Source organism: Streptomyces alkaliterrae (assembly GCF_007097205.2).
Classification (GTDB): Bacteria; Actinomycetota; Actinomycetes; order Streptomycetales; family Streptomycetaceae; genus Streptomyces; species Streptomyces alkaliterrae.
This window is the reverse complement of sequence record NZ_VJYK02000166.1, coordinates 1-12400: the sequence shown is the minus strand read 5'-3', so window position 1 is coordinate 12400 and position 12400 is coordinate 1. Positions and strand designations below refer to the sequence as shown.

The 12400-nt window shown below is 72.2% G+C and carries 10 protein-coding genes; 9 read left to right on the top strand and 1 reads right to left on the bottom strand.

Annotated elements, in window-relative coordinates:
* The first annotated feature begins 131 nt into the window (after window positions 1–131).
* Entirely contained in the window at window positions 132–2432 is a 2301-nt protein-coding gene (locus FNX44_RS16305) for a terpene synthase family protein (protein ID WP_323369387.1), read from the top strand.
* 102 nt (window positions 2433–2534) lie between these two features.
* On the opposite strand, the gene FNX44_RS16300 is transcribed toward FNX44_RS16305, so the two are convergent.
* A complete protein-coding gene (locus tag FNX44_RS16300) occupies window positions 2535–3575 on the bottom strand; it encodes a hypothetical protein (RefSeq protein WP_153507353.1) in 1041 nt (346 codons plus the stop codon).
* A 414-nt stretch (window positions 3576–3989) separates the two neighbouring features.
* Between FNX44_RS16300 and FNX44_RS16295 the strand changes: the two genes are divergently transcribed.
* From FNX44_RS16295 to FNX44_RS16260, 8 genes are all read left to right on the top strand, one after another.
* A complete protein-coding gene (locus FNX44_RS16295; RefSeq protein WP_143648989.1) occupies window positions 3990–6467 on the top strand; it encodes an HAD-IC family P-type ATPase in 2478 nt (825 codons plus the stop codon).
* A gap of 214 nt (window positions 6468–6681) precedes the next feature.
* Entirely contained in the window at window positions 6682–7500 is an 819-nt protein-coding gene (locus tag FNX44_RS16290) for a lipase family protein (protein ID WP_143648988.1), read from the top strand.
* Window positions 7501–7576: 76 nt separating this feature from the next.
* Complete coding sequence (locus FNX44_RS16285) at window positions 7577–8176, top strand: DUF4232 domain-containing protein (protein ID WP_143648987.1); 600 nt, start codon at window positions 7577–7579, stop codon at window positions 8174–8176.
* Window positions 8177–8232: 56 nt separating this feature from the next.
* Complete coding sequence (locus tag FNX44_RS16280; protein WP_143648986.1) at window positions 8233–8829, top strand: TetR/AcrR family transcriptional regulator; 597 nt, start codon at window positions 8233–8235, stop codon at window positions 8827–8829.
* Window positions 8830–8936: 107 nt separating this feature from the next.
* On the top strand, window positions 8937–10169 hold the full coding sequence (locus FNX44_RS16275; protein ID WP_143648985.1) for an acyl-CoA dehydrogenase family protein: 1233 nt from the start codon (window positions 8937–8939) through the stop codon (window positions 10167–10169).
* Entirely contained in the window at window positions 10166–11017 is an 852-nt protein-coding gene (locus tag FNX44_RS16270; protein ID WP_143648984.1) for an SDR family NAD(P)-dependent oxidoreductase, read from the top strand. Before FNX44_RS16275 ends, FNX44_RS16270 begins: the two co-directional genes overlap by 4 nt.
* Window positions 11014–12066, top strand: coding sequence for a phosphotransferase family protein (locus tag FNX44_RS16265; RefSeq protein ID WP_143648983.1), 1053 nt, complete (start codon window positions 11014–11016; stop codon window positions 12064–12066). The genes FNX44_RS16270 and FNX44_RS16265 overlap by 4 nt, the downstream gene beginning before the upstream one ends.
* 51 nt (window positions 12067–12117) lie before the next feature.
* On the top strand, window positions 12118–12400 hold a 283-nt coding region (locus FNX44_RS16260), incomplete at its 3' end, for a histidine phosphatase family protein (RefSeq protein WP_143648982.1).

The following is a 12400-nucleotide window of genomic DNA, read 5'->3' as shown; positions in this document are numbered from 1 at the left end:
GTTGTGGGCCGTTCGGGTAGCGGGGTGGTCGGGCGGGGTAGAGCTGGGCCGTTCCGCCGTGTGGGTGCGTGCTTCGCGCGCCCGCGTACGTGTGACGCACCCGTAGTACCCGAAGGAAGGGCCGGCCGCCGGTGTCACAGCCATTCGAACTTCCCGACTTCTACATGCCGCATCCCGCGCGGCTCAATCCGCACGTGGAGGAGGCGCGTGTCCACACCAGGTCGTGGGCGCGGGAGATGGGGATGCTGGAGGGCTCCGGCATCTGGGAGGCGCGTGACCTGGAGGCGCACGACTACGCGCTGCTGTGCGCCTACACGCACCCCGACGCGACCGGCCCCGACCTCTCCCTGGTCACGGACTGGTACGTGTGGGTGTTCTTCTTCGACGACCACTTTCTGGAGACGTTCAAGCGTTCCCAGGACCGGGCGGGCGGGAAGGCCTACCTGGACCGGCTTCCGCTGTTCATGCCGATGGACCTGGCGGACGGCTTCCCCGAGCCGACGAACCCGGTGGAGGCGGGCCTGGCGGATCTGTGGGCGCGCACGGTGCCGGAGATGTCGCTGGAGTGGCGGGCGCGGTTCGCGGAGAGCACCGAGCACCTGCTGAACGAGTCGCTGTGGGAGCTGTCGAACATCAACATCGGCCGGGTGCCGAACCCGGTCGAGTACATCGAGATGCGCCGCAAGGTGGGTGGCGCACCCTGGTCGGCGGGGCTGGTGGAGTTCGCGGCGCGGGCGGAGGTGCCGCCGTCGGTGGCCGCCTCGCGCCCGTTGCGGGTGCTGCGCGACGCGTTCTCGGACGCCGTCCATCTGCGCAACGACCTGTTCTCGTACCAGCGGGAGAAGGAGGACGAAGGTGAACTGAGCAACGGCGTGCTGGTGTTGGAGACCTTCCTGGACTGCGGGACGCAGGAGGCGGCCGAGGCCGTCAACGACCTGTTGACCAGCAGGCTTCACCAGTTCGAGAGCACCGCGGTGACGGAGTTGCCGGGGCTGTTCGTGGAGAAGGGGCTGAGCCCGCGGGAGTGCGCGGATGTGTTCGCGTACGTGAAGGGGTTGCAGGACTGGCAGTCCGGTGGTCACGAGTGGCACATGCGCTCCAGCCGGTACATGAACGGCGGCGGGCAGGCGGCGCCCGGCACCTGGACGATCCCCGTGCCCAGCGGCATCGGCACCTCGGCGGCGACGGTGAAGCCGTTCGCCGCCCGCTCGGAGGCGGCGCGGTCGCGTCGGCACGCCCATGTGCCGTTCCAGAAGGTGGGCCCCTCCCTGCTGCCGGATTTCACGCTGTCGTACCCGCTGTCGCTGAGCCCGCACCTGGAGGCCTCGCGCCGGCACACCGTCGAGTGGTGTGAGCGGATGGGGATGTTGCGGGAGCAACCGGGTGTGCCCGGTTCGCATGTGTGGACGAGGGAGGCGGCGGCCGGCTACGACCTGCCGCTGTGCGCGGCCGGTCTGCACCCGGAGGCGACCGAGGAAGAGCTTGACCTGGCCTCGGACTGGCTGGCCTGGGGCACCTACGGCGACGACTACTACCCGGTGGTGTTCGGCCGCCCGCGCGACCTGGTCGGCGCGAAGGTGTGCACGGAGCGGCTGGCCGAGTTCATGCCGCTGGAGCCGTCCGCACCCCTCCCGGAGCCGGTCAACGCGCTGGAGCGGGGCCTCGGCGATCTGTGGGGGCGCACGGCCGGACCGATGGCGCCGGAGGCGCGCGCCGAGTTCCGCGAGACGATCGTCGACATGACGCAGAGCTGGCTGTGGGAGCTGGCCAACCAGGCGCAGCACCGGGTGCCCGACCCGGTGGACTACCTGGAGATGCGGCGCGCGACGTTCGGGTCCGACCTGACGATGAGCCTGTGCCGGATCAGGCACGGGAAGCGGGTGCCGCCCCAGGTCTACCGCAGCGGTCCGATGCGGTCGCTGGAGAACTCGGCCTCCGACTACGCGATGCTGCTCAACGACGTGTTCTCGTACCAGAAGGAGATCGAGTACGAGGGGGAGCTGCACAACCTGCTGCTGGTCGTGCAGAACTTCTTCGACTGCGACTACCCGACCGCGCTGCGCATCGTGGACGACCTGATGAACTCGCGGCTCCAGCAGTTCCAGCACGTGGCCGAAAACGAACTCCCGGTCGTATACGACGACTTCGGCCTCGACGCGGAGGCGCGGGAGGTGCTGGCCGGATACGTGCGGGAGTTGGAGAACTGGCTGGCCGGAATCCTGAACTGGCACCGGGAGTGCCGCCGGTACGGCGCCGAGGAGTTGGCGGAGGACCACCGAGTTCCGCGCGGCCTGCCGTCCGGGCCGACGGGGATCGGCACGTCGGCGGCCCGGCTGGTCGCCACGCTGGTCGGCGCGGGAGCGCCGGTCGGGGCGCCTGCCCGCGTTCCGGAGGTGGCGGTCGACGTCTCGGTGCCACCGGCGTACCGCTGAACCGCGTCCCGGGCGTACCGCTGAACCGGGAACCCCCGGCTGAACCGCGGCCCCCCGGCTGAACTGCGGCCCCCGGCCCCCGCGCGGGGGCCGGGGGCCGGGTCAGTCTCCCCCGCCGCCGTCGCCGCCTCCGCCGTCGGAATCGCCACCGCCGCCGTCCGAGCTGCCGCCCCCGCCGTCGCAGGCGTCGGCGGCCGGACCGCAGTCGTCGGAGTCGGTGCCGACGTCGGTGTACCAGGGGCCGGTCCAGGCGGCGTCCGAGCCGGGGTCCGGCTGTTCGCGGCGGGCGCCGAACCGGAGCTGGCCGACGTGCGCGCCGAGTCCGCAGGCGACTCCGAAGAAGTGCGCCATCAGCGCGTCCATGGGGTCGGTGCTCTGGTGGCGGACCGCCGCGAGCGGGCGAATCCCGTCCTGGCTCGGCGGTTGACCGGCGGCGCCCGGCGAGGAGAGCTGTGCCGCCGGCCGCCCGTCGCGGACGAGCGCGGACCAGACGCGGTCGCGCCAGACCAGCTCCCAGTGGCCGGCGGAGGTGCGGACCGACACCGAGCGGCGGGTCTTGCGCCAGGACTGACGGACGGTGAACGCCGCGCGTTCGTCGCCGACGGTGAGGGTGAGGTCGGCTGTGGGGTCGGGGCGGGCGGCGCGCAGGCCGTAAGGGCCCCGGAGCCGGACGGGCGGCAGGCCGTCGGCGAAGACGTCGACGCGGACCAGCCGGCGGTCGACCGCGACGGTCACCGGTCCGGCCGGGGTGTGCGCGGCGCGCCGGGCGATCCACAGCGGCACGCCCAGCCGGGCGGCCTGGTCGGCGGCGTACGCCACGGCGTCCGGCCCGCCGGAGAGGCGGAGGGCGAGCGTGCCGAGCTCGTCGGCGAACCGCCTCGCGTGCTTGACCCGTACCGGCCGGATGGCGCCGCAGGCGCGCGCGACCGGCACGGAGCCGGGTCCGGCCGACAGGTGCTCCAGCGGACGGTAGAGCCCGCCGCCGCCCAGCCAGCGGCCGTGGCGGTGCGCGTCGGCCATGGCAAGCAGGTTGAGTTCGGCGATCGGGACGCGCCGTCCGCCGGCCTTCAGGTGCTCGGCGCTGAGCTGGACCGTGTTTGTCAGCCGGTTCCAGGACCTCTCCGCGTACAGGGTGTCGCTCATCGTCTCCCCCGAGCCTCCGCCGGGCCGCCCGCCCGGCCGTCGTCGTGATCGAACTCCGGCATTGTGCCGCGTCGTCCGTCGCCTGGGACGCGCGGGCCGGGCGGACGGTTTCGCCCTGGGTTGAGCGACTCGGGTGTGAACTGCGCCATAGGGCGGGCGGGGTGCGGCGCGCAAGCTGTGCGGTGAGCGTGGTGATCGACGGAAGCGCTGGTCAGCGGGGTTCGCAGGTGGCGGGCAACTCCTGGGGCGCCTCGGGCGTCCTCTTCGGCGGGCGCGCGGTCGGGTCGGCGGCCCGTGCGGCGACCGTTCGGGGTGACGGCGAATGGTGCGAACGCCCGCCCACGCTCTAACGTCGACCGGACGGCCCCGGCGTGGCCGTCGGCAGCGCTGTGCAGAACGCGGAGGACATCGCACATGAGTGAACGGTTGGAGACGGTCGACGAGCTGGAGGGCTCGCCGACCCGGTCGGTGACCGGGGAGACCGTTCCAGCGGCGAGGGGGCAGGGCCTGGACGCCGGCCAGGTGGCCGCGCGGGTCGAGGCGGGCCAGGTCAACGACGTGCCCAGCCGTTCCAGCCGCAGCCTCGGCGAGATCGTCAGGGCGAACCTCTTCACCCGGATCAACGCCATCATCGGCGTGCTGTTCGTGATCATTCTGATCGTCGGGCCGATCCAGGACGCGCTGTTCGGCGGGGTGATCCTCGCCAACACCGTGATCGGCATCATCCAGGAGGTCCGCGCCAAGCGGACGCTGGACGAGCTGGCGATCGTCGGCGAGACCCGCCCGTCGGTGTGGCGGGACGGGGTGCTGGTCTCGCTGAGCGCGTCCGAGGTGGTCAGGGACGACGTGATCGAGCTGGGCCCCGGCGACAAGATCGTCGTGGACGGGGCGGTCATCGGCTCGGACAACCTGGAGGTCGACGAGTCGCTGCTGACCGGCGAGGCCGACCCGGTGGTCAAGGAGCCCGGGGACACGGTGATGTCCGGCAGCTTCGTGGTCGCCGGAACGGGTGCTTTCGCCACCACCCGGGTGGGGAAGGACGCCTACGCCGCCCAGCTCGCCGAGGAGGCGAAGCGCTTCACGCTGGTCAACTCCGAGCTGCGGCAGGGCATCAGCACGATCCTCAAGTACGTCACCTATGTGATCATCCCGGCCGGCATCGCGTTGATCATCAGCCAGTTGATGATCAACGACGGTGATCTGCCGGAGGCGATCCGGCGCATGGTCGGCGGTCTGGTGCCGATGGTGCCCGAGGGCCTGGTGCTGCTGACGTCCATCGCGTTCGCGGTCGGCGTCGTCCGGCTGGGCAAGAAGCAGTGCCTGGTGCAGGAGCTCCCGGCGATCGAGGGTCTGGCCCGGGTGGACACCGTCTGCCTCGACAAGACGGGCACCCTCACGGAGGCGTCCATGGACGTCGAGGGCGTGCACCCCGTCACGTCCGGCGAGCCCGGTGACGCCGGTGACGCCGGTGACGCCGGTGACGAGGCCCGGCTCGCCGAGGTGCTGGGCGCGCTCGGCACCTCCGACGAGCGCCCCAACGCCAGCATGCAGGCCATCATCGACCGCTACCCGGCGCCCGAGGGCTGGTCCGTCGAGGACTCCGCGCCCTTCTCCTCCGCCCGCAAGTGGAGCGGCGCCACCCTCACCGACAACGCCGGCGACACCCGCACCTGGCTGCTCGGCGCCCCCGACGTGCTGCTGCCGGCCGGGCACCCGGCGCTCGCCGACGCCGACGCGTACGGCGGCCAGGGACTGCGGGTGCTGCTGCTGGCCCGCTGCTCCACGCCGCTGGACGTGCTGCTCGCCGAACCGTCCGCCGCGCCCGGCGCCGCCACGCCCGCGGCGCTTGTGGTGATCAAGCAGCGCATCCGCCCCGAGGCGCCCGAGACGCTTCGCTACTTCGCCGACCAGGGCGTGGACACCAAGGTCATCTCCGGCGACAACGCGCTCTCCGTGGGCGCCGTCGCGCGCGGCCTCGACCTGCGCGGCGCCGAGCACCCGGTGGACGCGCGCGGTCTGCCGGACGCCGAGCGGGAGCCGGAAGCGCTGGCGGACAAGGTCGAGCAGAACACGATCTTCGGGCGGGTCGGGCCGCAGCAGAAGCGAGACATGGTCGCCGCCCTCCAGTCCCGCGGCCACACCGTGGCGATGACCGGCGACGGCGTGAACGACGTGCTCGCCCTCAAGGACGCCGACATCGCGGTGGCGATGGGCTCCGGCAGCCCGGCCTCGCGCGGCGTCGCGCAGATCGTGCTGCTCAACAACAACTTCTCCACGCTGCCGTCGGTCGTCGCCGAGGGCCGCCGGGTGATCGGCAACATCGAGCGGGTCGCCAATCTCTTCCTCACCAAGACGGTGTACTCGGCGCTGCTCGCGATCATCGTCGTGCTCGCCCAGGTGCCGTACCCGTTCCTGCCGCGCCACCTGACGCTGATCGGCTCGCTGAGCATCGGCATCCCGGCGTTCTTCCTGGCGCTGGCGCCGAACAAGGAGCGGGCGAGGTCGAACTTCGTGGGGCGGGTGCTGCGTTTTGCGATCCCGGCCGGTGCGCTCGCCGCCGTCGCCACGTTCAGCGCCTATCTGATGGCGCGCGGCGTGTACGACGACAACCTGGAGGCGGAGACCTCCGTCGCCTGTCTGACGCTGTTCCTCGTCGCGCTGTGGGCGCTGGCGATCATCGCCCGGCCGTACACCTGGTGGCGGCTGCTGCTGGTCGGCACGATGGCCTTCGCCTTCGCGGTGGTGCTGACCGTGCCGTTCCTCCAGGAGTTCTTCCAGATCAGCCTGGTGGGCACGCAGGCGCCGCTGACGGCGGTGGGCATCGCCGTCGCGGCCGGTGTGACGCTGGAGATCCTCTGGGCGTATCTGCGACGGCAGGTCACCGCGGACTGACGGTTCGTCCGACGTACTCACCGCCCGCGCGTTCCCGTTCCGGGGGCGCGCGGGCGGTGGTGTGCGGGTGATTTGCGCCCGCCGAACGGGTTGAAGAACCGTCACTTCGATCATCTGATCGAGTGGATGTTCGATCGGTGGGGGCTCGCGGCCCCGGTCGTGGGCAAATGCTGGGCGGCAGGCACCACACGAACCCGCAGGAAAGGCGCCGACCTTGACCGTCACGGCGATCGACCACCGCAACCGCGAGTACAGCATCAGCCACGCCTACGGCCTCGCCCAGGCCGCACAACTCGCCTACCAGGACGAGGCGACCATCGACCAGCAGGCGCGGGAGTGGGGCTTCGACCGCGTCCGCCACCACCACACCGCCTTCCGGCCGCCCTTCCCGCTGGAGGACACCCAGGCGTACACCATGGCCAGCGACGACATGATCGTCACGGCCTTCCGGGGGACGGAACCCGCCCAACTGAGGGACTGGCTCAGCGACGTCAACACACCACCGTGGCCCGGCCCGGGCGGCACGGGCTTCATGCACTACGGCTTCGGCGAGGCGCTGAAGTCGGTGTTCCCCGACGTGCTGGAGGCGGTGCAGGAGTTCCGCACGAACGGGCAGTCGCTGTGGTTCACCGGGCACAGCCTGGGCGGCGCGCTGGCGATGCTGGCGGCGGCCCGGCTGTACCTGGAGGAGCCGCGGCTCCTGGCCGACGGCGTCTACACCTTCGGCCAGCCGCGCACCTGCGACCGCCTCCTCGCCGGTGCGTACAACAAGGCGTTCACCGAGCGGACGTACCGCTTCGTCAACAACAACGACATCGTGCCGCAGATGCCGCCGGAACCGGTCTACACCCACGTGGACGCCGTCCGCTACATCGACTCCTCCGGTCGGGTGCGGGACCGGATGACGGTGACCGGCGGCCTGATGGACCGGGTGAAGGGCGTGACCGCGGACCCCTTCGCGCCCGCCTCCGACGGCGTACGCGACCACTTCATGAAGAACTACCTCGCCGCCCTGCGGGACAACCTGCCCTGACGGCCGCCCGAGCCCGAAGGAAGCCCGAGGAAAAACGGATGCGAGGCCTCCGGGAAGGCTCTGGCACGATCGCCGGATGACCGTACCGAGGTGGGGCCCGGCCGCGCTCGCCCTGGCCCTGACCCTCGCGCTGGGCGCCTGCGGCTCGGCCGACGGCAACCAGAACGTCGCCCCCGAGCCCACGGCCACGCCCTCCCCCGAGCCCACGGCCGCCGAGTCCGCGCCGACCGACTCCGCACCGCCCGGCTGCCAGCCGGACGGGCGGGAGTACCGGTTGAGTCCGACCGACGCCGCCATGGGGCTGCGGGCTCTGAGCGTGACGCTCACCAACTGCGGCCCGTCCGCGTTCACCGTGAACGGCTATCCGGCGGCGCGGGTGCTGGACGCGGACGGCGAACCGCTCGACGTCACCGTCGGGCAGGGCCCGGGCCCGGTGACCGCACTGCCCGACCCGGGGCCGCGACGGCTGACGCTGCGGCCGGGGGAGAGCGCGACCGCCACCGTCGTCTGGCGGAACACCTACAACGACCTCTCACGCCCGCCGCTCACCGGGACGTGGCTGGAGGTTGCGCAGCACCCGGGGGCGCCCGCCGTGAAGCTCCGCCCGGACGGCCCGGTGGACCTGGGAAGCAGCGGCCGACTCGGGACCACCGCCTGGAGCCCGGCGGAGCGGTGAGCCCCCAGGGCGACCCACCTTGCGGCGTTGCGTCGCCGAAACCTAGTGTCCACGGCATGTCGGCACAAACCGCTCGTACGCGTACCCGTCTGACCGCCGAGGAGCGTCGGCGGCAGCTCATCGGCGTCGGGCTGAAGCTGCTGGTGACGCGGCCGATCCACGAGCTGTCGATCGACGAGGTCGCAGCCGAGGCCGGGATCTCGCGCGGGCTGCTGTTCCGGTACTTCCCGACCAAGCGTGACTACTACGTGGCGGTGGTGACGGCCGCCGCCCAGCGCGTGCTCAAGCACGCGAGGGCGCCGGAGGAGGCGCGCACGCCGCGCGAGCGGGTGCGCGGGATCGTGGCCGGATTTGTGGCCTTCGTCCAGCGCCGCCGGGAGAACTACGTGGCGCTGGTCCGGACCGGCGCGGGCGGCGACGAGCTGGTGCTGGAGGTTTTCGAGAACAACCGCCGGGTGATCGGCGAGCGCGTGCTGGAGGCGGTGGGCCGGCCCGCCGCCGACCCGCTGACCCGGCTGGTGGTGCGGGGCTGGCTGGCGATGGTCGAGGAGATGGCCATCGAGGCGGATGACCGGACGGTCTCCGCCGACGAACTGGTGGAATTCCTGGTCGCGAGCCTGGAGCGGATGCTGGCTCCGACGCCCGACGACTGACCGCGAGGGGGTCGCCGGCGGGTAGGGATTCCCACGCACTATTGAGCATTGCTCAGGAAGGCCCTAGCCTCGTACTCCCCGGTAGCCGACACAGGACGGTACTGATCGTGGACTTCACTCCCTCGCCCAAGGCGCGCGACCACACGCGACGCGTCGCCGCCTTCGTCCGGGCCGAGATCCAACCCCGGGAAGCCGACTACCACCGCGAGCTGCGCACCCAGCCCGACCGCTGGGCCGTACCGCCCGTCGTCGAGGAGCTGAAGGCCAAGGCCCGCGCCGCCGGGCTGTGGAACCTGTTCCTCCCCGACGAGGAGCTCGGCGCCGGGCTCACCGCGCTGGAGTACGCGCCGCTCGCCGAGGAGATGGGCCGCTCCCTCCTCGCCCCCGAGGTCTTCAACTGCAACGCCCCCGACACCGGCAACGCCGAGGTGCTCTACCACTACGGCAGCCCCGAGCAGCGGAAGCAGTGGCTGGAACCGCTGCTCGCCGGTGACATCCGGTCCGCGTTCTGCATGACCGAACCCGAGGTGGCCTCCTCCGACGCCACCAACATGGCCGCCACCGCCCGCATCGAGGGCGACACCGTCGTACTGAACGGCCGCAAGTGGTGGAGCACCGGCATCGGGCACCCGCGCTGCCGCTTCCTGATCTTCATGGGCGTCACCGATCCGGACGCCGACCGACACCACCGGCACTCGATGGTGCTCGTCCCGACCGACACGCCCGGCGTCCGGATCGAGCGGATGCTGTCCGTCTTCGGCTACCAGGACGAGCCCTACGGCCACGGCGAGGTCTCCTTCACCGACGTCCGGCTGCCGCTGGACGCGATCATCGCCGGCCCCGGACGCGGCTTCGAGATCGCCCAGGGGCGCCTCGGCCCCGGACGCATCCACCACTGCATGCGCATGATCGGTCTCGCCGAACACGCGCTGGAACTCGCCTGCCGCCGCTCCCTCGACCGCACCGCGTTCGGCCGCCCGCTGGCCAACCTCGGCGGCAACCGGGAGCGCATCGCCCGCGCCCGCATCCGCGTCGACCAGGCCAGACTGCACGTCCTGCACACCGCCTGGCTGCTCGACCAGCACGGGCCGCTCGGCGCCTACGAAGCGTTGTCGCAGGTCAAGGCGGCCGTCCCGGAGATGGCGTACGAGGTCGTCGACATGGCCGTGCAACTGCACGGCGGCGCCGGACTCTCCGACGACCTCCCCCTGGCCGCCGCGCTCGCCGGAGCCCGCGCGCTGCGGCTCGCCGACGGGCCCGACGAGGTCCACCTGGGAGTCGTCGCCCGCGCCGAACTGCGCCGCCACCGCGACGCCGCCCGAGAGGAGGAGCTGTCATGAGCCGACGGGTTCTGGTCACCGGAGGCGCCTCAGGACTGGGCCGTGCCCTGGCCGTGCGGTACGCAGCGCTCGGCGCCCGGGTTGTCGTCGCGGACCTCGACCCGCCCGAGCGGCCGGTCGCGAGCGGCGTGGAGTCGCTGCGGCTGGACGTGCGATCCGAGGAGGAGTGGCGGGCCGCCCGCGAGTGGTGCGAACGCGAGTGGGGTGGCCTGGACGTACTGGTCAACAACGCGGGCGTCGCCGCCGCCGGGCGGATCGAACGCCTCGAGGCCGCCGACTGGGACTGGATACTCGACATCAACCTGCGCGGCACGGTCAACGGCTGCCGCGTCTTCGTCCCGCTCCTCAAGGAGCAGCGCGCCGGCCACCTCGTCAACATCGCCTCACTCGCCGGGCTGATGAACCTGCCCGGCATGGCCTCCTACAACGTCTCGAAGGCGGCCGTCATCTCCCTCTCCGACACGCTGCGCCACGAGCTGGCGCCGTACGGGGTGTCAACCAGCGTGGTGTGCCCGGGCTTTGTCCCCACCAACCTGGGCGCCGGGCTGCGCAGCCCCGACCCGGTACTCGCCGCGTCAGCCGAACGGATGATCCGCAACGGGTCCGTCACTCCCGAGCAACTGGCCGAGACGGTCGTGGCGGCCGTCGACCGGGGCCGGTTCCTCGTCCACACCCACCGCGAGGGTCGCGTCGCGGCCGCACTCAAACGGTTCGTCCCGCCGCTCGCCGACCGGCCGATCCGCCGCGCCTGGCAGCGGACCAGGGCCAAGCTCGACGCCCACGACCGCGACGAGCGCCGGTCGTCCGCAGCAGAGCGGGAGGAGAAGAAGGGAGGCGACGCCCGATGAACCAGCCCGGCCCGGTACGCGGCGAGGACGGCTTCGACGTGGCACGCGTCGACGCCTGGCTCAGCGAACGCCTGCCCGAACTCACCGGCGGGCCGCCCGAGATCGGCCAGTTCTCCGGCGGTGCCTCCAACCTCACCTACCTACTGCGCTACCCCGGCACCGAACTGATCCTGCGTCGGCCGCCGGCCGGCCGGAAGGCCTCTTCCGCCCACGACATGGCCCGCGAGTACCGGGTGCAGCGGGGACTGGCCCCGGTGTTCCCGTACGTGCCGAAGGTGCGGGCGCTCTGCCAGGACCACGACGTCATCGGCTGCGACTTCTACGTCATGGACCGCGTCGAGGGCACGATTCCGCGCCGGAACGTCCCCGAGGGACTGGAGCTCGGACCCGCGCGCGCCCGCGCCCTGTCCGAACGGTTCGTCGACACCCTCGCCGAACTCCACGCCGTCGACCCGTCCGCCGCCGGACTCGCCGACCTCGGCCGGGGCGAGGGCTACGTGCAGCGCCAGATCGAGGGCTGGACCCGCCGCTACGACCAGGCCCGCACCTGGAACGTACCCAGCTTCCGCCACGTCACCGGCTGGCTCGCCGCGAACCAGCCGGCGGACGCGGCGGTCAGCGTCATCCACAACGACTGGCGGCTGGACAACCTCGTCCTCGACGACGAACTGCGCGTCGCCGGCGTGCTCGACTGGGAGATGGCCACCCTCGGCGACCCGCTCATGGACCTCGGCGCCGCCCTCGCCTACTGGGTGCAGGCCGACGACGGACGGCTCGCCGTCCGGACCCGCCGACAGCCCAGCCACCTGCCCGGCATGCTCACCCGCGACGAGATCGTGCGGCGCTACGCCGAGCGAAGCGGGCTGCGCGTGGAGGGCTGGGCGTTCTACGAGGTGTACGGCCTGTTCCGGCTGGCCGCCATCGCCCAGCAGATCTACTACCGCTACCACCACCGCCAGACCCGCAATCCCGCCTTCCGCAACCTGTGGACGGCCGTCCACCACCTGCAGCGCCGCTGCCGCGCGGCGATCCGCCGAGCCGACGGCTGACGGTTCCTCACCGCCGCCCGCCCACCGCCCGCTCCCGGAAGGGACCGCAACGTGCCCGTCGTCCACCTGGTCCGCCACGGCCAAGCATCGTTCGGCGCCGCCGACTACGACGTGCTGTCCGAGACCGGCCGCGCCCAGGCCCGGCTGCTCGGCAGGGAACTCCTGCGCCGCACACCACGGAACCCGCTGCTCGTCAGCGGCGCCCTGCGGCGACAGCGCGACACCGCGCGGCTGCTCGCCGCGACCGCCGGGATCGCGGCCGAACCGATCACCGACCCCCGGTGGGACGAGTACGACCATCTGAATCTGATCAACCGCTACGGCCCCCCGCCCG

Excerpts from the sequence above, each read along its gene's own strand:
- FNX44_RS16265 (WP_143648983.1), top strand. The coding sequence starts at position 11,014 with ATGAACCAGCCCGGCCCGGTACGCGGCGAGGACGGCTTCGACGTGGCA.
- FNX44_RS16270 (WP_143648984.1), top strand. The coding sequence starts at position 10,166 with ATGAGCCGACGGGTTCTGGTCACCGGAGGCGCCTCAGGACTGGGCCGT.
- FNX44_RS16295 (WP_143648989.1), top strand. The coding sequence starts at position 3,990 with ATGAGTGAACGGTTGGAGACGGTCGACGAGCTGGAGGGCTCGCCGACC.
- FNX44_RS16300 (WP_153507353.1), bottom strand. The coding sequence starts at position 3,575 with ATGAGCGACACCCTGTACGCGGAGAGGTCCTGGAACCGGCTGACAAAC.
- FNX44_RS16285 (WP_143648987.1), top strand. The coding sequence starts at position 7,577 with ATGACCGTACCGAGGTGGGGCCCGGCCGCGCTCGCCCTGGCCCTGACC.
- FNX44_RS16280 (WP_143648986.1), top strand. The coding sequence starts at position 8,233 with ATGTCGGCACAAACCGCTCGTACGCGTACCCGTCTGACCGCCGAGGAG.